This window comes from Streptomyces composti (assembly GCF_012034205.1).
In the GTDB taxonomy this organism is placed as follows: domain Bacteria; phylum Actinomycetota; class Actinomycetes; order Streptomycetales; family Streptomycetaceae; genus Streptomyces; species Streptomyces composti.
The window spans coordinates 131,384-155,429 of the sequence record NZ_JAATEM010000003.1; the positions used below are offsets into that span (position 1 = coordinate 131,384).

Genomic DNA, 24,046 nt, shown 5'->3' on the forward strand with positions numbered 1-24,046 from the left:
GTGTGGGGGTGACGGGGTTCCAGGCGTGAGGCACTTCACTGGGCGAGTGGGGTGGGAGCATATTTCGCCAAGGGGAATTCGCCTGGTAATTGCGGCAAATCGGGCAAGAGGGCGGGCAGGATGGTGAGTGTGGCGAGGTGAGGTGCGCGGTGCTCCGTGGTGATCAGTGGTGATCAGTGGGACGCGTTGTGATCAAACGATCTGGAATGCGGTGCTTGTGATCCCGTCGGGTCCGGCGGGTAACACCGGGCGCTGGTGGTGATCGAAACGTGACCGGATACGCTGACTTGAGTGGCGGCAGCGACCTATCGACAAACCGTGTAATCGGCAGTAGACACCAGCAGACAGGAGACCCCTCGTGACCGTCGTCGGGCCGTTCGGGCTGAGCGTGCGGGACCAGGCTCTCGAAGCCGATGTCCAGGCCGGATTGACGGCTGTCGAGGAAGGGCTGCTCGAGGCCACCAAGAGCGAGGTGCCCTTCATCACGGAGGCCGCGCAGCATCTGGTGCGGGCCGGGGGCAAGCGATTCCGGCCACTGCTGGTGATGCTGTCCGCACAGTTCGGTGACCCGTACGCGCCGGGGGTCGTGCCGTCCGCGGTTGTGGTGGAACTCACTCACCTCGCGACGCTGTACCACGACGACGTGATGGACGAGGCGGCCGTGCGGCGCGGCGTCGCCAGCGCGAACACGCGGTGGGGCAACTCGGTCGCGGTGCTCACCGGCGACTTTCTCTTCGCGCGGGCCTCGCACATCCTGGCCGACCTCGGACCGGAGGCGGTGCGGGTGCAGGCCGAGGCGTTCGAGCGGCTGGTCACCGGCCAGATCCTGGAGACGGCCGGGCCGCAGGACGGGCGGGACCCCGTCGACCACTACCTGGACGTGCTGGGCGGCAAGACGGGGTCGCTGGTGGCCGTGTCCTGCCGGTTCGGGGCGATGATGTCCGGCGCCGACGAGACGGTGGTGGACGTTCTGACCCAGTACGGCGAGCGGCTGGGGGTCGCCTTCCAGCTGGCGGACGATGTGCTGGACATCGCCTCGGACTCGCACGAGTCGGGGAAGACGCCGGGGACGGATCTCCGGGAGGGGATCGCCACGCTGCCGGTGCTGCGGCTGCGGGAGCGGGCGGCGCGGTTGGGGCTGCCGGAGGACCTGGCCCTGTGCGAGCTGCTGGACTCCGACCTCACGGATGACGCGCGGCATGCCGAGGCGCTGCGTCTGCTGCGGGCGCATCCGGCGCTGGAGCAGGCCCGCCGCGACACCGTCCGCTACGCGGAGGAGGCGCGGGCGGCACTCGCCCCCCTCCAGGAATGCGACGCCAAGGCAGCCCTCGAGCAGCTCTGCGACGCAGTCGTCCACCGCGCCGGCTGACCCGCCTCCCTCCCGCCCTGCGCCTGCCGGGCGGCTGGTGGCGTCCCCGCGGACCTGCCCCCGGCCGCACCCGCCCCGGATGCCGGGAACAGGAAGTCACCGGTGTCCCCTACTGGTCGGTGGAGGAAGTACGGGGTTTGTCATACCGGAGCAGTACGTGGAGTTGAGCCCGCGGGCTGACGTATCCGGTGGCCCGGTTTGGTCAGATGGACAGCGACGGACATCACCACTTCTCACCGGTAACGGGTGAGAATGGCGGCTCAGGCCGAGCCCGCCGCCGACCACGGAGGTACCGGACCATGGCACCGCACGACACCGACGGCAACACCACCGCAGGGGAGGCCGACGAGCCGAGCCGCGCCCGCCGCAGGGCCGCCCGCTACGTCGTTCCCGTCACGGTGATGGGCGTGGCGGCCGCCACCATCGGCCTCGTCCCCGCACTCGCCGACTCCGGCGACCCCGACCTCCCGGAGATCACCGCGGCCCAGCTGATAGAGAAGATCGCCAAGTCGGACGTCGAGCAGCTGTCCGGCACCGTGAAGATCACCACCGACCTCGGCCTGCCCGACCTCGGCGGCCTGGAGAGCAGCCTCGCCTCCGGCGCGATGAGCCAGGGCGAGGACGACGGCTCCGCCGCCGACCCCGCCACCAGGCTCACCGCACTCGCCTCCGGCACCCACACCCTGCGCGTCGCCACCGACGGCCCGGAGCGGCAGAAGCTGTCCCTGCTCGAGGACGCCGCCGAGTACAGCCTCATCCACAACGGCAAGGACGTCTGGGGCTACGACAGCGAGTCCAACGAGGTCTACCACGGCACCGTCGACGAGCCCGTCGGCAAGGCCGAGGAGGAGCGGCCCCCCGCCACTCCGAAGGACTTCGCCGAGGAGGCGCTGAAGTCGGTCGACGACACCACCTCCGTCACGGTCGACGGCACCGCCCAGGTGGCCGGCCGCGACGCCTACAAGCTCGTCATCAAGCCCGAACAGCCGGGCTCGACGGTCGGCGCCATCAGCGTCGCCGTCGACCACAGGACCGGCATGCCGCTGAAGTTCACCCTCACCCCGGCCGCCGGTGGTGCCGCCGTCGTGGACGTCGGCTTCACCAAGGTCAGCTTCGACAAGCCGGCCGCCTCCACCTTCGACTTCACCCCGCCCAAGGGCGCCAAGGTGACCGAGGAGGGCGACCTGGACAAGGGCGGCAGGCCCGAGCACGAGCCGGAGAAGGACCTCGGCAAGGGGCCCGACGGCATGACGATGCTCGGCGAGGGCTGGACCACTGTCGCCACCTTCGACACCGGCGGAGCGGGCCTGCCCGCCGGCGGCTTCCTCGACTCGCTCGGCGACAAGGTCAAGGGCGACTTCGGCACCGGCACGGTGTTCAGCACCCGCCTGATCAACGCGCTGGTCACCGAGGACGGCACCGTCTACGCCGGCGCCGTCACCAAGCAGGCGCTGGTGAAGGCTGCCGAGGAAGCGAAGTAGGGTTCGCGGGAGCCGTCAGAGGAGCCGTCAGAGGAGCTGTCAGAGGAGCCGTCAGGGGAGCGAGGGAGCGGATGGGCGAGACGTCCATCGGGGAACGGCCGGAGCCGGACGCGGCCGGGGAAGGCGACGGCGTCATCGTCACGCGCTCCCTCACCAAGCGGTTCCGCGGCGGCCAACTCGCCGTGGGCGGACTGGATCTGACGGTGCCGTACGGGAGCGTCTTCGGCTTTCTCGGTCCCAACGGCTCCGGGAAGACCACCACCATCCGGATGCTTCTGGGCCTGATCGAGCCCACCTCGGGCACGGTCCGGGTGCTGGGCCGGCCCATGCCCCGTGCGGCGCGCTCCGTGCTGCCCGAGGTGGGGGCGCTGATCGAGGGCCCGGCCCTCTACGGCTTCCTGTCCGGCCGGGACAACCTGCTCCGGTACGACGCCGCCGACCCCACCTCCGACCCCCGCACCCGGCGGGCCCGGGTGGCCGGCGCCCTGGAGCGGGTGGGCCTCACGGCCGCCGCAGGGAAGAAGGCGAGGGCGTACTCGCTCGGCATGAAGCAGCGGCTGGGGCTCGCCGCGGCGCTGCTCCGCCCGCGCCGGCTGCTGGTCCTGGACGAGCCGACCAACGGGCTCGACCCGCAGGGAATGCGAGAGATCCGTGCCCTGATCAGGGAGTTGGCCTCGGACGGCACGACCGTCTTCCTCTCGTCGCACCTGCTCGACGAGATCGAGCAGGTGTGCACCCATGCCGCCGTGATGGCGCGGGGCCGGCTGGTCACCCAGGGCCCGGTGGCCGACCTGGCGGCCGGGGCGCGGGGGCGGCTGGTGGTCCGCACGCCGGACGTGGCGGAGGCCGCGCGGGTGCTCAAGGAGCAGGGCGTGGGCGATGTCGTCGCCGAGGAGGAGCGGGTGACCGGTGAGGTGCCCGGGGAGCGGGACCTCGCGGACCTCAATGCCGCGCTGGTGCGGGCATCGGTGCGGGTGCGCGGCTTCGGCGTCGAACGGGCCTCGCTGGAGGACGCGTTCGTCGCCCTGACCGGGGAGGGTTTCGATGTCGCGGGCTGAGACGGCCGTCCCCGGTGTGCGGTGGCGGTGGACCTTCGGCCTGTTCAGAAGCGAGCTGCTGACGACCCTGCGGCGCTGGCGCACCCTGGCCCTGCTCGGGGTGCTGGTGGCGGTTCCGGTGCTGATCGGCGTCGCGGTGCGGATCGAGACCGGGGGCGGCGCCCCCGGGGGCGGGGGCGGCGGCGAGGGCCCCGCCTTCATCTCCCAGGTCACCAACAACGGGCTGTTCCTGGTGTTCGCGGCGCTGGCCGCGACGCTGCCCTTCTTCCTGCCGATGGCTGTCGCGGTCGTCGCCGGTGACGCCGTCGCGGGAGAGGCGAGCGCCGGCACGCTCCGCTATCTGCTGGTCGCCCCGGCGGGCCGCACCCGCCTGCTGCTCACCAAGTACGCGACCGTCCTGGCGTTCTGCCTGGTCGCCACCCTCGCCGTCGCGGTGTCGGCGCTGACCGTGGGCGCGCTGCTGTTCCCGCTCGGCGACCTCACCACCATCTCCGGCACCCGCATCGGCTTCGCCGAGGGGCTGGTCAGGGCCCTGCTGATCGCCCTGGTCGTCGCCGCGTCACTGGTCGGGGTGGCCGCTCTCGGCCTGTTCGTGTCCACCCTCACCAACAGCGGCATCGCCGCCATGGCGACCACGGTCGGGCTGCTGATCACCGTGCAGATCCTCGACCACATCCCCCAGCTGCACGCCCTGCACCCCTACTTCTTCTCCCACTACTGGCTGTCCTTCGCCGACCTCATGCGCGAGCCGGTCTACTGGGAGAACCTGACCAGGAACCTCGGCCTGCAGGCCCTCTACGCGGCGGTGTTCGGCTCGGCGGCGTGGGCGAGGTTCACGGCGAAGGACATCACCTCGTAGCGATCACAGCGCGGGAGCGCTCATCTCCCGGACGTGCTCACCTCTCCTCGTGCGGGAAGCGGGCGAGGGGAGCCTCCCGGGAGAAGAAGGTCTTGGCCCTGGCCAGCGCCTCGCTGTCGCCGAGGACGTCGCCCGGCTTGCTGCCGTTGCCGAGGAGCACGCCGCCGAAGCGCATGCCCATGTAGGCGGCGGAGTTGTTGAGCGTGCCGATCAGCGGGTCGGCGACCGACGGCTCCTCGTCGGCGTGCGCGGCCACGCCCCACAGGGTGCGGCCCGCCATGGTCGCCTTGAAGTCCAGGCCGGGGGTGCGCAGCCAGCCGGACCAGTAGTCGAGGTACCGCTTGGTGTACGAGGAGACCGAGTACCAGTACAGCGGCGAGGCGATCACCACGTCCGTGGCCGCGAGGGTGGCGTCCAGCAGCAGGGCCGCATTGCCCTCGGTGGGGCGCACATGATCGCTGTCGTGGCGCAGGTCGACGAAGTCGGGCAGCGGGTGCTCGGTCAGGTCGATCCACTGCTGCTCCACATCCGGCGGCAGCTGCTCGGCGGCGCGGCGGGCCAGCAGCTCGGTGTTGCCGTCGGAGCGGGCGCTGCCCAGCACGAAGAGGAAGCGGCGGGTCATGGGAATCCCCCAGGTCGTAGGTGTGGACAGAGGTGGTCGCGCGGCCGACACGGTGGTCCCTGGTCCCCGGACGGCGGATATCCGGCGCGCGATAATTAAAAGCGTGTGCATCTTATGTGTGTGCAAGTACATCCCGCAAGGAGCGGCTGGGAACGGGCGGAAGGGGCGCCCTTCGGCGGCCGTCGTGGCCGCGTGAGGGGTGCAGCTCAGGGGCTGGGGGAGGAGCAGGAGCGGGAGAGAGCCGCCCTCAGCCCGTGGCGCTCCGCCTCCCGGGCCACCGCCGGCAGCAGCGCCTCCGGTCCGGGCCGGGCGACGAGCTGGAGTCCGGCGGGGCGGCCGTCGGAGCCGACTCCGGCAGGATGCTCGAGGCCGGGTGACCGCTCAGGCTGAACGCCCAGGTCAGCGCCGTGGAGTAGCGGTCGCCCGGACCGTCGTGGCCGTGGGGTGCGTCGGCGGTGGTGGGGGTGAGCAGCAGGTCGGCCTCGGAGAACAGGGCGGCCGGGCGGCGGTCGTTCTCCGTGCGGACGCGGTGGGCTTCCGTGAGACCGGGGGCAGAGGAGCGCGGGCCGGGGCGGGAGCGCAGGGACAGCCATGCCGTGGCCGGGTCGAGGGGGCGGGGCGGTGTGGCGGCAGGCTCCAGGCGGAGGACGCCGGCCTTCGCCGGCCGGTCCGCGGTCGCCCGGGCCAGGGCCGTCTGCCCGGGGTCGGGGTCGGCGAAGCCCAGGTCGGCGGACCATACGGCGGTGCAGGGTGCACCGTGACCGCCGAAGGCGACGCTCTCGTCGGAGACCGCGCGCCACCAGGCCGCCGCGTCCGCAGCCGTGCGGGTGAGGACGCCGGGGGCCGCCAGGCCCGGGCGGTCCGGGGACGGGAGGCGGCCGACCGTCGCCTTCAGGCCCAGCACCCCGCACCACGCCGCCGGGTTCCGCACCGACCCCGCCCCGTCGCCGCCGGTCGCCAGCGGGGCCAGCCCGGTCGCCACGGCCGCCGCCGACCCGGCCGACGAGCCGCCCGGGCGTACGGTCGGGCCGCCAGGGATCGACGGTGCGGCCCCGCGCTCCGAGCCCCCAGGTCCGCCACGGCGTCCCCGGCCCCGGCACGGAGGTGGCGCCCACGGCGACGCATCCGGCCCCCACCAGCGCACTCGCCGCGAGCAGCCCGTGCCGGCCCTTCACCGCGATCGGCACCCCGGCCGGCGGCGACCGCTCACCGGCCCGCACTCGCGCGTCGACCTCGCCGGCTCGGCGCAGCGCCTCCTCGCGCCACACCTCGACGAACGCGCACAGCGCACGGTCCGTGCGCTCGATGCGTTCCAGGGCCCGCGCCACCACCTCGGTGGCGCGGAGGGTGCGGGCCGGGACGGCGGCGGTCCTCACCGCCGAGCGCGGCGGAATCGGTTCTGCGCTGCTCAGCGCAGGGCTCCGGTGAGGCGGGCGAGGTCCTCCGCCTCGCGGGGCGGGCGGCCGCTGAGATCGCCCAGCCGCCACTCGGACACCCAGGGCACGCGGTACACGTCGATCAGGTTCTCGATCAGCCGGATCCGCTGGGCGAGGGGCTTCGGCAGCCGCCCCGGTGCGTCCGCCACCAGCACCACGGCGTCGAGGTCCAGCCCCTGCGGGACCTGCCCGAGCCGGAACAGCTCCAGGGCCGCCGTCACCGAGTCCAGGCCCGCCGCATGGGTGCGCGCGACGAGCAGCACCGACTGAGGATCACCGGGGCCGGGCCAGGACCGCCCGCTGTCGTGACCGCCGTAGACCGCGGCGAGGGTGGAGACGCCGGCGCCGCCGTGGGTGCCCACCCAGGAGAAGACCCGGCCGCTCGCCCGCGCGGGCGCAGGTCCCGGGGGGCCGCCCGCCTCCCGTGCCGCCGCTTCCGGCGTCGCCACCGGACCGCGCAGCCAGATCTCCGGTCCCTGCTGCATGTCTCTCCCCATGCCTCTGCCCATGCCTCCTCTCCTGTCTCGTCCTCCGATCCCCATGCCACCGCTGCCTCGCCCTCCGATCCTCACGCCACCGCCCGGTGGCCGGGGCCGGGGCGGACGGGCGTTGGGACGAGCCTGTGACATCGCAGTGACGTGAGAAACGCGAGCGAGCGGACACACTCGAAGACAGGTGTACGACCCGAATGAGGGGACGATGGCTCGACTCAGCCGCGAGAAGAAGCGGGAACAAGCGGAGGCCGTCCACGCGGCGGAGCCCGGGACGGCGCCGATGGACGTCCATGTTCCTCTGCCGGTGCCGGGTACGCGGGCCGGCGTTCCCGGCGCGCCGAGCGGTGCCTCGGTCCATGCCTCGGTCGGCGGGGTGCCGGTGGTCGCCGGGCCCGGTGAGGAGATCCAGCAGGTGGTACTGGACCGCCTGCACCGCATCGCCATCGCCTCGGGTCACCCGGTCCTCGCCACCGTGCACGACGAGCGCATCGGCTATGTGGTCCCGCTCCGGGTCGAGCCGGACGGCTCCAGCCACCTGGTGGGGGAGCCGCTGCGGATGGGGGCGGCCGCGGCGGCAGCGGCATCCCCCGCACCTGCCCCGCCCGCGGCGCCGTCCGGCGGTCGCGACCTGCCCACCCACCTGCTCCGCCACGTCCCGGAGCCGCCCCCGTCATCCACCCCGCCTCCGGCGAGCACCGGCAGTCCGGCGAACACCGCGCCTCCGGCGAGCACGGCGCCTCCCGGGGGCACCGGGAGTTGGGCGAGCACCCCGCCTCCGGCGAGCACCCCGCCTCCGGCAAGCGCCGTGCCTCCGGCGAGCAGCGGGAGGCCGGTGACCGACCCGAGTCCGGCCACCAGCCCGGACGCCCCGGACGCCCCGACGGCTCCGCCTTCGCCGCAGCCGTCGGCCAGCCCTTCGGACGCGGTTCCGCCCGCCGCAACGGGTGCCGCAGCCGAGTCGGGCGCCGCACCTGAAGCGAACACCGATCCCGCCTCGACCCCCGCCGGGAAGGCATCCGGGGAGACAACCGGCGAGGCAGCCGTCCACGATCCCGCCCCGACCTTCCCGTTGCGGGTCGTGCCCGAGCCGCACGTACCGAGCGACTCCGCACCCACCTTCCGGCTGCGTGCGCTCTCCCAGCCCCAGGACGCCGTGCCGCCCGGTACGGTCATGCCGCCGACGGGTGCCTTCGGGCCGCCCCCGGCCATGGACACGAAGCCCCACCCGGCCCCGGCGCCCGAGTCCGGACCGCGTGCGGAGCCGGAGGATCTCGGGCTGCCCCCGGACCCGAAGCCGACGCCGCCGCGCGGGTTCGACGCCGTTGCCGAGGCGGTGCTCGGGGACGAACCGCTCGCCGTGCCCGACGAGGCACGGCTGGCCGAGCCCATGGGGCGGATCAACGACGCGGTCCGGGAGGGCCGGATCGACGAGGCGGCCCGCCTGGCCGAGCAGACCATGACCGACGCCTCCGCCGAGCTGGGGCCGGAGCACCCGGAGGTGCTCCGGCTGGGCGAACTGACCGCCTACATCGCCTACTTGGCGGGCGAGCCGGTGCGCGCCTTCCGGCTCTCCCTCGATCTCGCCGGGATCTGCCGCCGCACCGGCGACACGGAGGCCGCCTACGGCAACGTCCGCAGCGCCGCCACCGCCTGGCGGGCGGTGCGCGATCCCCGGCACGGCCTGGAGCTGGGCGAGGAGCTGATCGCCCGGTGGACGGAACTCGCCGCCGAGGGCGGCCCGGCCGCCGACGAGATCGAGGAGCTGGAGTCCGCCCGCGCCCGGATGGGACGGCTGGGCGAACGCGCCGGCCGGGACTGACAGGGGCCGAACGTCCGTACCGCACGCACGTACGCACCGCATGCACCGTGCGCACCGTACGTGACGCGCACAACGTACGTGACGTGCACAGTGCCCTGCGCTACGCGGACAGCTCCCACACCGCGTGGGCGATCGCGTCGCTGTTGCGGTCCAGGGCGGTGTCGTCGATGTTGGCGGTGGTGTCGCAGGACGAGTGGTAGCAGCGGTCGAAGGCACGGCCCGCCGTGCCGCCCCACTTCGCCGCCTGCGCGGCCGACTTCAGGCGGCCCGCGCCGGTGAACAGTCCGCCGACCGGTATGCCCGCGTTCTTGAACGAGGCGTGGTCGGAGCGTCCGTCGCCCTCGGTGTCGGGTTCGGTGGGGACGCCGATGCCGGCGAAGTAGTCCTTGAAGGTCTTCTCGATCGCGGGATCGTCGTCGTAGACGAAGTACCCGGCGTTGGGCGAGCCGACCATGTCGAGGTTGAGGTAGCCGTCGATGCGGTTGCGGTCGCCGGTGGTCAGACGGCTCACGTAGTGGCGGGAGCCGACCAGGCCGAGTTCCTCGGCGCCCCACCAGGCGAACCGCAGGTGCTTGGTGGGCCGGTACTGGGTGCGTGCCACGGCGAGCGCGGTCTCCAGGACGGCGGCCGAGCCGGAGCCGTTGTCGTTGATGGCGGGGCCGGAGGAGACGCCGTCGAGGTGCGCGCCCACCATCAGGACCTGGCCGGGGTCGCCGCCGGGCCAGTCGGCGACGAGGTTGTAGCCGGTGCGGCCGGAGCTGGTGAACTGCTGGACGGAGGTGGTGAATCCGGCCGCGTCCAGCTTGGCCTTCACGTAGTCGAGGGACGCCTTGTAGCCGGGGCGGCCGTGGGCGCGGTTGCCGCCGTTGGCGGTGGCTATGGACTGAAACCGGGTCAGATGCGCCTTGACGTCGGCGACGGGGATGTCGGGTGCGGCGGCGGGCCGAGGGGGAGTGGTCGTCGTCGCGTCGGCGAGCGTGCCGCCTGCCAGGAGGGTGACCATCGCGACGGCGCCGGCCGTGGCCGCACGGGTGGAAACGGAGAGTTTCATGTGGGGACTCCGAATTCCGTTGGGGAGGCCCGTGGGTCGGGGTGCCCACAGGCACGCCACTGTGAAGTGGGTGCCTGGATGGTCGAGGTGAACTGACACTCCGTCAAGAGCGATATCAGGACAGCGCTTCACACATATCGGTATCGGAAGGGCGTCGCCGATCGGAGGACGGTCGGCGCACGCAGGGGTGTCAGTGCACGCAGAACTCGTTGCCCTCCGGGTCCAGCATCACGGTCCAGGTCCCGCTGGGCTCCCGTACATGCCGCTGCACGCTCGCGCCGAGCCGCTCGAGCCGTGCGACCTCCCCCTCGCGGCGCCCCTCGCCGGGGTGCAGGTCGAGGTGGAGGCGGTTCTTGACCGTCTTCTTCTCCGGGACCCGCTGGAAGAGCAGCCGCCGGCCGAGCCCGGTGCCGCTGGTCTCGTCGACGGGGTCGTCCGGGTGCCGTACCGCGACCAGGTCCCGGAACGCATGGCGGCCGTGGTGCTCGGTGACGGCCGCTTCGGGCACGGCGCCGGCGGCGAGCAGCTTCCCGATCAGGGCGCTGTTGTCCTCCACGACGTAGCCGAGGGCGGCGGCCCAGAAGTCGGCCTGCCCGTGCGGATCGTTCGCGTCGACGACCACTTTCCAGTGCACGGGTGCGGGCGGTGCCGGTGGCTGCTCCGGTGACTGCGTCATGTAACCATCTATATTGGTTACATGGCCGGCGGTGCAATGGACGGACGGAAGAACGGTCCGGGTCTCACCCTGATGTCGCACGAGGGGACGCCCTACCGTTTCGACCCGGGCGCCCTCTGCCTGGAACTGCTGCCCACCGGCGGCCCGGGCGTCCACGCCCGCTTCGAGGTGCTGCACACCCCCGCCGACCTGGTGACCTGGGCGGGGCAGAGCCGGCTCGCGGACGGTCTCGACCTCACCGTCGACGAGGCCGAGCTGGCTCGGGCCCGCGCCCTGCGCAACGCCCTGTTCCTGCTCACCGCCGACCGGGCACACGGACGCCCGCTGCGGCACGAGCACCTGGATCTGATCAACGCCGCCGCGGCCGAGCCCCCGCTCGTCTCCCGCCTGACCGCGGACGGCTCCCGCTCCTGGGCCCCGGGTGCCACCGGCACCCAGCTCCTGTCCACCGTGGCCCGCGACGCGATCGACCTGTTCAGCGGGCCCCACGCGCACCGCATTCGCGAGTGCGCCGCCCATGACTGCCGCCTCCTGTTCGTCGACACCTCCCGCCCGGGGCGCCGCCGCTGGTGCGCCATGGAACACTGCGGCAACCGCGCGAAGGTCCGCGCCCACCGGGCACGCCGAGAGGCGCAGGAGGGGGCGTAGCCGGGAAGATCACGGCCGGGCTTCGAGCGGGTCGGTGTCCGGGCCGGCGGGCACGTTCCCCGCCGCCGGTGCGGGCCGGCTGCCTTCGGTGGCCAGGGCGGGCTCGGGCTGGTTCGGCCCGGCGGCCACGGCCGCCCCCGTCTGCTTCGCCTCCGCCGCCGCGGCGGCGAGGGCGCGGGCGTTGCGGTGGCCGGTGCGCAGGGCGTCCCAGGTGAGGAGGGTCAGGGCCAGCCAGACCAGGGTGAAGCCCGCCCAGCGCTCGGGCGGCATGGCCTCCTTGAAGTAGAGGACGCCGAGGAGGAACTGGAACACCGGGGCCAGGTACTGCAGCAGGCCCAGCGTGGACAGCGGCACCCGGATCGCGGCGGCGCCGAAGCAGACCAGGGGGAGCGCGGTGACGACGCCGGTCGCGGCGAGCAGCGCCGCATGTCCGGCGCCCTCCGCGGCGAACGTCGAGTCGCCCTGCGCGCTCAGCCACAGCAGATAGCCGAGGGCGGGCAGGAACTGGATCGCGGTCTCGGCGGCCAGTGACTCCACGCCGCCGAGGTTGACCTTCTTCTTCACCAGGCCGTACGTGGCGAAGGAGAAGGCGAGGACGAGCGAGATCCACGGCGGGCGGCCGTAGCCGACGGTGAGGACGAGGACCGCCGCCGCGCCGATGCCGACCGCCGCCCACTGCGCGGGCCGCAGCCGCTCCTTGAGGAGCAGTACGCCCATGGCGATGGTGACCAGCGGGTTGATGAAATAGCCCAGCGAGGCCTCGACGACGTGCCCGGAGTTCACCGACCAGATGTAGACGCCCCAGTTCACGGTGATCACGGACGCGGCGACCGTGATCAGGGCCAGCCTGCGCGGCTGCCGCAGCAGCTCGCCGAGCCAGGCCCAGCGGCGGGCGACCAGCAGCGCGGCGGCGACGAAGAACAGCGACCAGACCATCCGGTGGGCGAGGATCTCCACCGCCCCGGCGGGCTTGAGCAGAGGCCAGAAGAGGGGGACCAGCCCCCACATGCCGTAGGCCGCGAAGCCGTTCAGCAGTCCTATGCGCCGTTCGGCGGCCGACTTCCCGGTCACGGGCCCTCCTTCGTGCCTGACGCCCTGCCCGACGATCACCTGTGCGAGCGAAAGCTCACCCGGACGACGGTAACGCCGAAGCCCCCCGGCTGTCATGCCCGTATCGGCATACGGTCATGACAGTCGGGGGCTTCTCGGGGCCCGGGGGCCAGGGCGCACCCGGCGGGCAGACGACGAGGCCCGGACCGCGAGGGCCCGGGCCTCGTGGCCGGCGGCTGCGGCCGCCGGTTCAGCCGACGACGGTCCAGGTGTCCCCGCCCGCCAGCAGAGCGGCCAGGTCGCCCTTGCCGTGCTGCTCGATGGCGCTGTCCAGCTGGTCGGCCATCTGCGTGTCGTACACCGGCCGGTCGACCGAGCGGAACACGCCGATCGGCGTGTGGTGCAGGGTGTCCGGGTCGGCCAGCCGGGACAGCGCGAACGCGGTGGTCGGCGACGCCGAGTGCGCGTCGTGCACCAGCACCTGAGCCTCGTTCTCCGGCGTCACGGTGACGACCTGCAGATCACCGGTCTGCGGGTCGCGCACCACGCCCTTGGCACCGTCGGCGCCGAAGCGGATCGGCTGCCCGTGCTCCAGGCGGATCACCGCCTCCTCCGCCTGCTTGCGGTCCTTGAGGACCTCGAAGGCGCCGTCGTTGAAGATGTTGCAGTTCTGGTAGATCTCCACCAGTGCCGTGCCCGGGTGGGCAGCGGCCTGCCGCAGCACCTCGGTGAGGTGCTTGCGGTCCGAGTCGACGGTGCGGGCCACGAAGGACGCCTCCGCGCCGATCGCCAGCGACACCGGGTTGAACGGCGCGTCCAGCGATCCCATCGGCGTCGACTTGGTGATCTTGCCGACCTCGGAGGTCGGGCTGTACTGGCCCTTGGTGAGACCGTAGATCCGGTTGTTGAACAGCAGGATCTTGAGGTTGACGTTGCGGCGCAGCGCGTGGATCAGATGGTTGCCGCCGATGGACAGCGCGTCGCCGTCACCCGTGACCACCCACACCGACAGGTCCCGGCGGGAGGCCGCGAGGCCCGTCGCGATGGCGGGGGCGCGGCCGTGGATGGAGTGCATCCCGTAGGTGTTCATGTAGTACGGGAAGCGGGACGAGCAGCCGATGCCGGAGACGAAGACGATGTTCTCGCGGGCCAGCCCCAGCTCGGGCATGAAACCCTGCACGGCGGCCAGGATGGCGTAGTCGCCGCAGCCGGGGCACCAGCGCACTTCCTGATCGGACTTGAAGTCCTTCATGGACTGCTTTCCCTCGGCCTTCGGCACGAGGGAAAGAGCCTCGATCGTGCCCGTGCCTTCCCTGGACGTCTCAGCCATCGATGGCCTCCTTCAGAGCCGTTGCGAGCTGCTCCGCCTTGAACGGCATGCCGTTGACCTGGTTGTACGAGGTGGCGTCCACCAGGTATTGCGCCCTGATGAGGGTGGCGAGCTGCCCGAGGTTCATCTCGGGGATCACCACCTTGTCGTAGGCCCGCACCACATCGCCGAGGTTCTTCGGGAACGGGTTCAGGTGCCGCAGATGCGCCTGTGCCACGGACCGGCCCGCCCGGCGCAGCCGGCGCACCGCCGCCGTGATCGGCCCGTACGTCGATCCCCAGCCCAGCACCAGAGTCCGCGCGCCGTCCGGGTCGTCGACCTCGACGTCCGGCACCTCGATGCCGTCGACCTTCGCCTGGCGGGTGCGGACCATCAGGTCGTGGTTGGCCGGATCGTAGGAGATGTTGCCGGTGCCGTCCTGCTTCTCGATGCCGCCGATGCGGTGCTCCAGTCCCGGCGTGCCGGGCAGCGCCCACGGCCGCGCCAGGGTCTGCGGATCACGCTTGTACGGCCAGAACACCTCGGTGCCGTCGTCCAGGGTGTGGTTGGGGCCCTGCGCGAACTGCACCTGCAGGTCGGGCAGCTCCTCCAGGTCCGGGATCCGCCACGGCTCGGAGCCGTTGGCCAGATAGCCGTCGGAGAGCAGGAACACCGGGGTGCGGTAGGTGAGCGCGATCCGGGCCGCCTCCAGCGCGGCGTCGAAGCAGTCGGCCGGGGTGCGCGGCGCCACCACCGGCACCGGAGCCTCGCCGTTGCGGCCGTACATCGCCTGCAGCAGATCGGCCTGCTCGGTCTTGGTGGGCAGACCCGTCGACGGGCCGCCGCGCTGGATGTCCACGATCAGCAGCGGCAGCTCCAGGGAGACGGCCAGGCCGATGGTCTCGGACTTCAGCGCCACACCGGGACCGGAGGTGGTGGTCACGGCCAGCGAACCGCCGAACGCGGCACCGAGCGCCGCACCGATGCCGGCGATCTCGTCCTCCGCCTGGAAGGTGCGCACACCGAAGTTCTTGTGCTTGCTCAGCTCGTGCAGGATGTCCGAGGCCGGGGTGATCGGGTACGAGCCCAGGAACAGCGGCAGGTCCGCCTGGCGGGACGCGGCGATCAGCCCGTAGGACAGGGCGAGGTTGCCGGAGATGTTGCGGTACACGCCCGGCGGGAACGCGGTCGCGGCCGGGGCGACCTCGTAGGAGACCGCGAAGTCCTCGGTGGTCTCGCCGAAGTTCCAGCCCGCCCGGAACGCGGCGATGTTCGCCGCCGCGATGTCCGGCTTCTTGGCGAACTTCGACCTCAGGAACTTCTCCGTGCCCTCGGTCGGCCGGTGGTACATCCAGCTCAGCAGGCCCAGCGCGAACATGTTCTTGCTGCGCTCGGCCTCCTTGCGGGTGAGGTCGAACTCCTTCAGCGCCTCGACGGTGAGGGTCGTCAGGGGCACCGGGTGCACGTGGTAGCCGTCGAGGGAGCCGTCCTCCAGCGGGCTGGTCTCGTAGCCGACCTTCTGCATCGCCCGCTTGGTGAACTCGTCCGTGTTGACGATGATCTCCGCGCCGCGCGGCAGGTCGCCGATGTTGGCCTTGAGCGCGGCCGGGTTCATCGCCACCAGCACGTTCGGCGCGTCACCCGGGGTGAGGATGTCGTGGTCGGCGAAGTGCAGCTGGAAGGACGACACGCCGGGCAGGGTGCCGGCGGGGGCGCGGATCTCGGCCGGGAAGTTCGGCAGCGTCGACAGGTCGTTGCCGAAGGACGCGGTCTCCGAGGTGAAACGGTCGCCGGTGAGCTGCATACCGTCACCCGAGTCCCCCGCGAACCGGATGATCACCCGGTCCAGGCGGCGGACGTCCTTCGACCCCGCCGCTGTGCGCTGCTCTCCCACGACTGCACCGTCGGCGTGCTCCGCTGGGCTGCTGACCTGGCTGGTCACTGAACTGGACCTCCCTCGAGGCGGCTGTCCGGGCCGGGCCTTCCCGCAGGCCCTCCCGGGATCAACCCTACGTCCGTAAGGGTCGCCTTCCTTGAGTGATTCGCATTTTGGACGTGCGTCGCACTTCACACGGCGCACCGGCCGTACCCAGCCGCCCCTGGATCACCGCTGGTGCGGCGCCCGGGTGCCGCACCGCCGAAGACGCCGCGGGCACGGCCCACGGTTCGGCCGGACGGGGGTCCGAGGACGACGGAGTCTTCAGGGATCTCAGGAGACTCTTCAGGAATCTCAGGAATCTCAGGAATTGAGATACGTGAGGACGGCCAGCACCCGCCGGTGATCGCCCTCACTGGGAGACAGGCCCAGCTTCATGAAGATGTTGCTGACGTGCTTCTCCACGGCACCGTCGCTCACCACCAGCTGCTTGGCGATCGCCGAGTTCGTCCGGCCCTCGGCCATCAGGCCCAGCACCTCCCGCTCGCGCGGGGTGAGCCCCGCGAGCACGTCCTGCTTGCGGCTGCGGCCGAGCAGCTGCGCCACCACCTCCGGGTCCAGGGCCGTACCGCCCTCGGCCACGCGCACCACCGCGTCCACGAACTCACGCACATCGGCCACCCGGTCCTTGAGCAGATAGCCGACGCCCCGGCTGGAGCCGGCGATCAGCTCCGTGGCGTAGCGCTCCTCCACGTACTGCGACAGCACCAGGACCCCGAGCCCGGGGTGCGCCTTGCGCAGCTGCACCGCCGCGCGCACGCCCTCGTCGGTGTGGGTGGGAGGCATACGGACGTCCGCCACGACCACATCGGGCAGCTGCCCCCGGTCGTCCAGCTCGGTGATGGTCTTGATCAGCGCCTCGGCGTCGCTCACCCCGGCGACGACCTCGTGCCCGCGGTCGGTCAGCAGACGGGTCAGCCCCTCCCGCAGCAACACGGAATCCTCGGCGATGACCACCCGCACCTTGTCCTCCACGCTCTCGACCCCCCGCATCCCCGAACTCATGTGGTCCAGCATTCCAGCTTCCGGGGCGGATGCGGAGGGTCGAGGGGGCGCGCCGGGTGTCCCGGCGGCAGCGACACGGTCCGGCCCCGACGAGATCAATCTCGGCCATACCTCGCGCTGTGTGTCGCATTCATGACAGTCGGTGTTTATGGTGATCCGGCTTGTACGTCGTGGGGGGGACACGGGGTGCATGTGACCCGTGAGGTGCTGTGGGGAGGGGCGCAATGCGGTCGCGGGGGTTACTTCTGCGTGGGGCCGGACAGCGGCGGCGACGGCTGCTGACGGTGGGCCTGCTGGTGGTCGCACTGACTGCCGGAACGGTGACGGCCGACGCCGTACCGACCCGGCCTCGTGCGACCGGGGACGCCGCTCCGGCGAAGCCCGCGCCGCCCCCTCAGCCTCCCGGCGCATCCGCATCCGCATCCGCGGACTCCGCTGCGGCACCCACCACCGACAACGCCGTCTACGCCTACGATGCCGCCGGCCGGCTGGTCGGCGTGACCGACCCGGACGGCGAGACCGCTCGCTACCGGTACGACGAGGCCGGAAACCGGCTCGGCATCGACCGGTACCCCTCCAGCACCCCGTCGGTGCTCTCGGTCGTGCCGGTCCGGGCCGCGCCGGGCGCGAAGATCACCATCTCCGGCACCGGCTTCTCCTCCACCCCTTCCGCCCACACCGTGACCGTGGGGGGAAAGAGGGCCACGGTCAGCTCCGCCTCTCCGACCCGTCTCGTCGTCACCGTGCCGTCGGACGCGGTGAGCGGGAAGGTGACCGTGTCGGTGGGCGGCAGGACCGCGGAGGCAACGGAGTCCTTCACGGTGGCCCCCTCCGGGCCGGCGGTCTCCAAGGCCGAGCCGCAGTCCGGGGAGCCCGGCGACCGGGTCGTGCTGACCGGCTCGGGGTTCGCCGGGACCGTGACGGACAACGTCGTACGGTTCAACGGCATCGTCGCCGAGGTGAAGGAGCGCACGGCCACGTCGCTCACCGTCGAGGTGCCGCCCAATGCCCGCACCGGACGCGTGGAGGTGGCCACGCCGGACGGCTCCGCCACCGCACCGGGCGATTTCACGGTCACCCGGGACTCCGGCGAGGCGCTGTTCGACACGACGATGCGCGCCTCCACGTCCGATGCGGACCCGTCGCAGATCACGGTGGCGTCGGCCGGGCACAAGGCCCGGGTCCTCTTCGACGCCGAACGGGGTGACACGGTCGGCTTCGGGCTGCAGGGGGCGTCGTTCTCCTCCCGCGCTGACATCAGCCTCGTCTCCCCGCAGGGCGCCGTCGTCGCATCCACCAGCTTCAGTGGTCTGTCTGCGGACTGGGAGGTCACGGGGCTGCCCGAGTCCGGGACGTACCAGTTCGTCGTCGACCCGCGCTCCGACGACACCGGCTCGGTGGCCGTCATGGTGTCCAAGCCGGCCGGCGAGCCGCTCACCTTCGACGGCCCGGTGGCCAGTACCGCGCTGTCCCGCATGGGGCAGGACGGCGCCTGGACGTTCACCGCGGCCAAGGGCGAGTCCCTCAGCGTCGGCGTCGACGCCGCGGAGATGAGCAGCTATGTGCGGTGCTCCGTGTACCTGCCGGACGGAACGCAGGCGGACTACCTGCCCGTACCGAAGGGCGACGGCAACTCGGTGGACATCGACTCGCTGCCCCGGACCGGCCAGTACACGCTGCGCTGCGACCCGGACGAGGGCGGGACCGGAACCGTCAAGGTCGCCGTGTCCCACTATGCGCAGGGCGGCACGCTCACACCGACGGCTCCGTCGACGACCTTCGATCTCGCCCGGCCCGGTCAGGACGGGCTCGCGACCTTCACCGCTCAGGCCGGCGACCGGCTCAGCCTGGGGGCATCCGGAACCACCGTGCCCAGCTATGCGACGGTCACGGTCACCGGACCGGACGGCAAGAAGGCCGAGAGCTTCACCACGTCGCCCGGCCGCGACAGCGACTGGGACAGCGACGCGCTGCCCGCGGCCGGCACGTACACCGTGCGCGTCGCGGGCAGGAAGCTCGACACGGGCAAGGTGACCCTGACGCTCTCGCGCCCGGCGGACGCCGGTCTCCTGCCCCGCGACGGAAGCACGACCAGGGCCACCGTCACCCGGCCCGGACAGAACATCGGTGCTTCCTTCACGGCCGAGGCCGGGGACGACCTGTCGCTCGGCCTGGCGTCCAACGCCTTCACCAAGAGCCTGGCAGTGACCGTACTGGCCCCGACCGGTGCCGCCGTGGTCAGCAAGCGCCTGGTGTCGGCCGGCGCCTCGGGCACGATCGCCCTGGCGGACCTCCCCGAAACCGGGACCTACACCGTTCTGATCAATCCCAGCGCCGCGGGCACGGGAAGCGTCCAGCTGTCGCTCAAGGCGGTTGCCTCCGCCGCCGCAGTCCGCGGCACCCTCACCGCGAAGGTCCCGCAGATCCCCCTGCCGGCCGTATGCCTCGCCCAGCGGCTGCCGCTGCTGGTGCCGGACCACGCCGAGGTGCGCGCCGACAAGTGCGACGCGCTGCAGAAGCAGGCCGAAGCCAAGGCGGCCAAGGCGAAGGAGGCCGCCGGTGTGGTGCCGACGGGCCCCGATGCCTGGCAGCCGGGCAAACGGAACCTCAGCGGCCGGGACTGGACCACCGGGCGCGGCGCCGCCCCCAAGGCCCCGCCCCGGCTGCGCGCCCCGCCCGGCCGTACCGCCCTGACCGGCCATGTGCTGAAGCTGGACGGCACGCCGCTGGCCGGCGTCACCGTCCGGGTCGGCGCCAGGACCGGCCGCACGGACGCCCGGGGACGCTTCCTGCTGTCCGGCATCAGCCCCGACGCCACCACGCTGGTCGTGGACGGGGCGAGCGCCAGTACGAGGACACGGACGTACGGCCGGTACGACATCCGGATCCACCCGGTCGCCGGCCGGAGCACCGACCTGGGCTTCCCCGTGTGGATGTCCCCCCTGGACACCAGGCACACGGTCACCCTCGACGCGCCCACGAAGGCCGACGTCACGCTGACCACCCCGAAGATCCCCGGACTTGAGGTACGCCTCCCGAAGGGCTCCGTGGTGCGTGACGAGCACGGGAGGACGGTCACCGAGCTGGGCATCACGGCGATCCCGGTGGACCGCTCGCCCTTCCCGCTGCCGGAGAACAGTGCCGTCCCCGTCTTTTTCACGGTGCAGCCGGGCGGCACCTACATCTTCCCCGAGGGCGCCCAGATCATCTACCCGAACTACACGCACGAAGCGCCGGGCTCCCGCGTCGACTTCCTCGCCTACGACCCGGCGGACAAGGGCTGGCACACCTACGGCCACGGGACCGTCACGCGCGACGGCAAGCAGGTCGTACCGGACCGGAAGACCCGTATCTGGGCCTTCACGGGGGCCATGATCAGCGTCTCCGACGCGATCCCGTTCGACATCTCCCGCGTCGCGGACATCGTCGACTGGCTGTCGGGAGACCCGGTCGACCTGCAGACCGGCCTGCTCACGGACTCCCGCACCGACCTCGCCGTCGCCGACCCGCTGGGCCCGGCCGAGGTCACCCGGACCTACTGGCAGGGCGACACCCGCTCCCGTGCCTTCGGTATCGGCCGTGACCTGTCCTACAACATGTATCTGCACTCCCGGCGCCTGTACAGCGAGGTGGACCTGTACCTGCCGGGCGGCCGGAAGGTGCACTTCATCCGGAAGACGGGCTCCGACTACAGGGATGTCGTCTTCGAGCCGGAAGGCTCCCCCACCGCGCTGGACGGCGCCAGCATCACGCAGCACAAGAGCAGCTGGCACCTGGTGCTGCGGGACGGGACCGAGTTCACCTTCCCCTGGTACGGGCCGCTGAAGGAGATCCGCGACCGTCACGGCAACGCGGTCCGCCTCACCCGGTCCAACGGCACCAAGGGCGACATCACCACCATCACCACCCCCGGCGGACGCTGGATCTCCCTCACGTACGACGACCAGCACCGCGTCACCCGGGCCCGCGACAACACCGGCCGCACGACGTCCTACACCTACGACAGTGCGGGGCGGTTGAAGACGGTCACCGACCCGGCCGGCCAGGTGATGTCGTACACCTACGACGGCACCTCCAACCGCATCAAGACCGCCACGGACGCCCGCGGCGTCGTCTACATGACGAACGCCTTCGACGCCGACGGCAGAGTCACTCAGCAGAGGCTCGCCGAAGGGCAGGTGTACTCCTTCGCCTACACCATGACCGGCCCCGGTCAGGTCACGGCGACGGAGGTGACCCAACCGGGCGGATCCGTCCGCCGGGTGGAGTTCGACGGCTCGGGCTTCGCCGTCAGCGACACCGAGGCCTACGGCACCTCACTGGCCCGCAAGACCGTCTACGAGCGGGGGGCCGCCCACCGCATCATGGCCGTGGTCGATCCTCACGGCCGGCGTACCGAGCTGAAGTACGACGCCAACGGGCATGTCACCTCGGCCGTGGAACTCGCCGGCACCGCCGACGCCCGGTCCTCGGGGACGACGGTGTTCGACGGGCCCTACGACCAGCCCACGAAGATCACCGACTCGCTGGGGCACACCACCACCTTCACCTACACCGGCACCGGAGACCTCCGGACCATCACCGATCCGGAGGGCCGCAGGACGACCTTCACCCTGGCCGCGGACGGCCAGATCAAGAAGGTCACCGACAACGCGAACGCCACCACCGAATACACCTACGACCACGGCGACCTGGTCTCCACGAAGGACGCCGAAGGCCGGGTCACCCGCCAGTTCACGGACGCCGCCGGACGGGTGACTGCCCTGGCCGACGCGGCGGGCTCCCTGACGACCGTCTCCTACGACGTACTCAACCAGGCCCGTGAGGTCACCGACCCCCTGGGCCACAGGACCACCCTCGAATACGACGCCAACGGCAACCTGACGGGCCTCATCGATCCTCGCGGCAACACCACCAAGTGGGCCTACGACGACGCCGACCGCCCGACGTCCGCCACCGACCCGCTCGGCGCGCAGGCCCGGTTCTCCTACAACGCAGCGGGTCTGCTGGAGCGGGCGACCGACCGGTCGGGGCTGTCGGCCGTGGCCGAGTACGACGTGCTGGGCCGGCCCAAGCAGACCCGGTACGGCGTGGATGCCGCCGGCCGGGCAGAGTCCACCGTCGCGTACACCTACGACGACCACGACCTGCTCAAGCAGGTCAGCGACAGCCAGGCCGGCAACCGGTCCTTCACCTACGACGTCTACGACCGCCTGACCTCCACCACCGGCCCGACCGGCACGGTCGGCTATGCGTACGACGCCGGGGACAGGCGCACCCGGATGACCGCGGCCGGGACCACCACCACCTACGGCTACGACGCTTCCGACATCCTCACCTCGGTGAAGTCCGGGGCCCAGGAGGTCACGTTCGGACTCGACGCGGTGGGCCGGGAGAAGTCCGCCTCACTGCCCGGCGGCATCACCCGCACCACCGGCTACGACGCGACCGGCGTCATCACGTCCATCGCGTACCAGCGGGGCACCAGGACCATCGGCACCCTGGACTACGCACGCGACCAGCGCTCGCTGCAGATTGGACTGAGCGGGGCGCTGACCAAAGTGGCCCTGCCGGCCGAGGAGAGCGGAACGCGGTTCGGCAAGGACAACCGCATCACCAGCTACGCCGGCCGCACCTTCACCTATGACGCGAACGGCCGGCTCACCGGCGACGGCCTGCGCACCTACACCTGGAACGCCCGTGGCGAACTCACCGGACTGACCAAGGCGGGCACCACCTCGGCGTTCGGCTACGACCCGCTCGGCGGTCGCCTCACCAAGACGATCGACGGCACCACCAGCCGCTATCTCACCGACGGCGCCAACCCTCTGGTGGAGCAGGACGGTTCGGGGGCGACGACCGCCACGCTGGTCAATTCGGGGCTCGACCAGTTCCTGACCCGCACCGAGAAGGGCGAGACCCGCATCTACCTGACCGATGCGCTCGGCACCGTGGTCGGCCTGGCCGGCACCGACGGCTCCCTCGCCACCAGCTACGCCTACGAACCGGGCGGCATGCCCACCGTCTCCGGCGAGCCCACGTCGAACACCCACACCTTCACCGGCCGCGAGGACGACGGCACCGGCCTGCTCTACTACCGCGACCGGTACTACGACCCGCAGACCGGACGATTCATCTCCCAGGACCCCAGCGGCCACTCCGGCGGAGTCAACCTCTACCAGTACGCCCTGGCGTCCCCCACCACCTACACGGACCCCTCCGGCAACAACCCCATGATCGCCGGGTGTGTCGTCGGGGGGATCCTGGACGGGGGCATGAACTGGCTCACCCAGCGCCTGTCCGGCCGCAAGGTCAGCTGGGGCCAGGTGGGTCAGGCCGCCGCGACCGGCTGCCTGGCCGGCATGCTCGGCGAGGGCATGGGCGCCGCACTCGCCGGCCGGGCGAGCACACGTGTGGCCGGGTGCCCCGCCCCCAACAGCTTCACCGGCGACACACCGGTCCTGATGGCCGACGGGACCAGAAAGCCGATCAAGGACGTCGCCGTCGGCGAAACGGTGATCGCCACCGACCCCGAAACCGGTGAGAGCGGGCCGCGCAAGGTCACCGCGCTGATCAAGGGGACGGGGGAGAAACAGCTCGTCGACATCACCGTGGACACCGGCGGATCCGACGGCGGCAGCAAGGCGAGCACGATCACGGCCACCGACGGTCACCCGTTCTGGGTGCCGGAGCTGCACCGGTGGGTCGAGGCAGGTGACCTGAAGGCTGGTCAGTGGCTGCAGACCAGCGCCGGCACCTGGGTCCAGATCACCGCGATCCGGCACCACATCCGGTCGACGGCGGTCTACAACCTCACCGTCGACGGACTGCACACGTACTATGTGCTGGCAGGACAGACTCCGGTCCTGGTTCACAACAGTGGAGGGTGCATTCCGGCCCTCCGGGATTGGAGCAGCCAACGCTTCCAGTTCGGGAACCAGACCTTCCTTCTGGACAAGAAGGGAATGGAGCACATCCTCACTCGTCATCATCCGAAAATGTGGGATGGATCGGTAAAGGCTCAGCAGTCCTTCTTCGACCCCAAGATGAGCGTTGCTGATGTTCAGGACGCAATCGGGCAGGTCATGCGCCAGAACAGGGAAACGCTCGTTCAGCGAGGAAGCAGGGGCATGTATCAGATTCAGGGAAACGTCAATGGAGTCGACTATGTTCTCGGCATGAATAAAGGCCGAGTAGGCCAGTTCTACCCTGTTACTCCCTGACATGAGGAAT

Annotated in this window: 15 protein-coding genes and 1 pseudogene; 7 read left to right on the plus strand and 9 right to left on the minus strand. The window is 71.6% G+C overall.

The window, feature by feature from the left end; translation table 11 throughout:
- Positions 1–358 precede the first annotated feature (358 nt).
- From HCJ93_RS03665 to HCJ93_RS03680, 4 genes are all read left to right on the plus strand, one after another.
- Positions 359–1,369, plus strand: coding sequence for a polyprenyl synthetase family protein (locus HCJ93_RS03665; RefSeq protein ID WP_167991008.1), 1,011 nt, complete (start codon positions 359–361; stop codon positions 1,367–1,369).
- Positions 1,370–1,668: 299 nt separating this feature from the next.
- Positions 1,669–2,850, plus strand: a complete 1,182-nt coding sequence (locus HCJ93_RS03670) for a LolA family protein (RefSeq protein ID WP_167991010.1) — start codon at positions 1,669–1,671, stop codon at positions 2,848–2,850.
- Between the two features lie 71 nt (positions 2,851–2,921).
- A complete protein-coding gene (locus tag HCJ93_RS03675) occupies positions 2,922–3,908 on the plus strand; it encodes an ABC transporter ATP-binding protein (protein ID WP_167991012.1) in 987 nt (328 codons plus the stop codon).
- Complete coding sequence (locus tag HCJ93_RS03680; protein WP_167991014.1) at positions 3,895–4,767, plus strand: ABC transporter permease; 873 nt, start codon at positions 3,895–3,897, stop codon at positions 4,765–4,767. The genes HCJ93_RS03675 and HCJ93_RS03680 overlap by 14 nt, the downstream gene beginning before the upstream one ends.
- 37 nt (positions 4,768–4,804) lie before the next feature.
- Here HCJ93_RS03680 and HCJ93_RS03685 read toward each other — a convergent pair whose 3' ends face one another.
- The 3 genes and pseudogenes from HCJ93_RS03685 to HCJ93_RS03700 form a co-directional block, all read right to left on the minus strand.
- Positions 4,805–5,389 carry a flavodoxin family protein gene (locus HCJ93_RS03685; protein ID WP_167991015.1) on the minus strand — a complete coding sequence of 195 codons (585 nt, stop codon included), beginning with the start codon at positions 5,387–5,389 and terminating at the stop codon, positions 4,805–4,807.
- Positions 5,390–5,595: 206 nt separating this feature from the next.
- Positions 5,596–6,783 (minus strand): annotated as a pseudogene (locus HCJ93_RS03690) (amidase family protein).
- A 14-nt stretch (positions 6,784–6,797) separates the two neighbouring features.
- Positions 6,798–7,310 (minus strand): DUF6668 family protein, encoded by a 513-nt coding sequence (locus HCJ93_RS03700; RefSeq protein ID WP_240967425.1) that lies wholly within the window; start codon positions 7,308–7,310, stop codon positions 6,798–6,800.
- Between the two features lie 214 nt (positions 7,311–7,524).
- Here HCJ93_RS03700 and HCJ93_RS03705 point away from each other — a divergent pair, with 214 nt between their 5' ends.
- A complete protein-coding gene (locus tag HCJ93_RS03705; protein WP_167991020.1) occupies positions 7,525–9,138 on the plus strand; it encodes a tetratricopeptide repeat protein in 1,614 nt (537 codons plus the stop codon).
- A gap of 100 nt (positions 9,139–9,238) precedes the next feature.
- Here the strand turns inward: HCJ93_RS03705 and HCJ93_RS03710 are convergent, their stop codons facing one another.
- Together HCJ93_RS03710 and HCJ93_RS03715 are read right to left on the minus strand one after the other, a co-directional pair.
- Complete coding sequence (locus HCJ93_RS03710; protein WP_167991022.1) at positions 9,239–10,189, minus strand: M28 family metallopeptidase; 951 nt, start codon at positions 10,187–10,189, stop codon at positions 9,239–9,241.
- A 190-nt stretch (positions 10,190–10,379) separates the two neighbouring features.
- On the minus strand, positions 10,380–10,865 hold the full coding sequence (locus tag HCJ93_RS03715; protein ID WP_167991023.1) for a VOC family protein: 486 nt from the start codon (positions 10,863–10,865) through the stop codon (positions 10,380–10,382).
- Between the two features lie 21 nt (positions 10,866–10,886).
- On the opposite strand from HCJ93_RS03715, the gene HCJ93_RS03720 reads away from it, so the two are divergent.
- Complete coding sequence (locus HCJ93_RS03720) at positions 10,887–11,513, plus strand: CGNR zinc finger domain-containing protein (protein ID WP_240967426.1); 627 nt, start codon at positions 10,887–10,889, stop codon at positions 11,511–11,513.
- 9 nt (positions 11,514–11,522) lie between these two features.
- Here the strand turns inward: HCJ93_RS03720 and rarD are convergent, their stop codons facing one another.
- The 4 genes from rarD to HCJ93_RS03740 all read right to left on the minus strand — a co-directional run bounded on the left by rarD (position 11,523) and on the right by HCJ93_RS03740 (position 16,813).
- Entirely contained in the window at positions 11,523–12,521 is a 999-nt protein-coding gene (gene rarD, locus HCJ93_RS03725) for an EamA family transporter RarD (RefSeq protein WP_373563550.1), read from the minus strand.
- Positions 12,522–12,813: 292 nt separating this feature from the next.
- On the minus strand, positions 12,814–13,893 hold the full coding sequence (locus HCJ93_RS03730; protein ID WP_167991026.1) for a 2-oxoacid:ferredoxin oxidoreductase subunit beta: 1,080 nt from the start codon (positions 13,891–13,893) through the stop codon (positions 12,814–12,816).
- Positions 13,886–15,814 (minus strand): 2-oxoacid:acceptor oxidoreductase subunit alpha, encoded by a 1,929-nt coding sequence (locus HCJ93_RS03735; RefSeq protein ID WP_167991028.1) that lies wholly within the window; start codon positions 15,812–15,814, stop codon positions 13,886–13,888. Before HCJ93_RS03735 ends, HCJ93_RS03730 begins: the two co-directional genes overlap by 8 nt.
- A gap of 297 nt (positions 15,815–16,111) precedes the next feature.
- Entirely contained in the window at positions 16,112–16,813 is a 702-nt protein-coding gene (locus HCJ93_RS03740; protein WP_240967428.1) for a response regulator transcription factor, read from the minus strand.
- A 296-nt stretch (positions 16,814–17,109) separates the two neighbouring features.
- Between HCJ93_RS03740 and HCJ93_RS03745 the strand changes: the two genes are divergently transcribed.
- Entirely contained in the window at positions 17,110–24,036 is a 6,927-nt protein-coding gene (locus tag HCJ93_RS03745; protein WP_167991030.1) for an RHS repeat-associated core domain-containing protein, read from the plus strand.
- Positions 24,037–24,046 lie beyond the last annotated feature (10 nt).

What these genes read in the sequence shown, in the direction of transcription:
- HCJ93_RS03670 (WP_167991010.1), top strand. Translation starts at nt 1,669, where the DNA reads ATGGCACCGCACGACACCGACGGCAACACCACCGCAGGGGAGGCCGAC.
- HCJ93_RS03675 (WP_167991012.1), top strand. Translation starts at nt 2,922, where the DNA reads ATGGGCGAGACGTCCATCGGGGAACGGCCGGAGCCGGACGCGGCCGGG.
- HCJ93_RS03680 (WP_167991014.1), top strand. Translation starts at nt 3,895, where the DNA reads ATGTCGCGGGCTGAGACGGCCGTCCCCGGTGTGCGGTGGCGGTGGACC.
- HCJ93_RS03685 (WP_167991015.1), bottom strand. Translation starts at nt 5,389, where the DNA reads ATGACCCGCCGCTTCCTCTTCGTGCTGGGCAGCGCCCGCTCCGACGGC.
- HCJ93_RS03700 (WP_240967425.1), bottom strand. Translation starts at nt 7,310, where the DNA reads ATGCAGCAGGGACCGGAGATCTGGCTGCGCGGTCCGGTGGCGACGCCG.
- HCJ93_RS03705 (WP_167991020.1), top strand. Translation starts at nt 7,525, where the DNA reads ATGGCTCGACTCAGCCGCGAGAAGAAGCGGGAACAAGCGGAGGCCGTC.
- HCJ93_RS03710 (WP_167991022.1), bottom strand. Translation starts at nt 10,189, where the DNA reads ATGAAACTCTCCGTTTCCACCCGTGCGGCCACGGCCGGCGCCGTCGCG.
- HCJ93_RS03715 (WP_167991023.1), bottom strand. Translation starts at nt 10,865, where the DNA reads ATGACGCAGTCACCGGAGCAGCCACCGGCACCGCCCGCACCCGTGCAC.
- HCJ93_RS03720 (WP_240967426.1), top strand. Translation starts at nt 10,887, where the DNA reads ATGGCCGGCGGTGCAATGGACGGACGGAAGAACGGTCCGGGTCTCACC.
- rarD (WP_373563550.1), bottom strand. Translation starts at nt 12,521, where the DNA reads ATGTGGGGGCTGGTCCCCCTCTTCTGGCCTCTGCTCAAGCCCGCCGGG.
- HCJ93_RS03730 (WP_167991026.1), bottom strand. Translation starts at nt 13,893, where the DNA reads ATGGCTGAGACGTCCAGGGAAGGCACGGGCACGATCGAGGCTCTTTCC.
- HCJ93_RS03740 (WP_240967428.1), bottom strand. Translation starts at nt 16,813, where the DNA reads ATGAGTTCGGGGATGCGGGGGGTCGAGAGCGTGGAGGACAAGGTGCGG.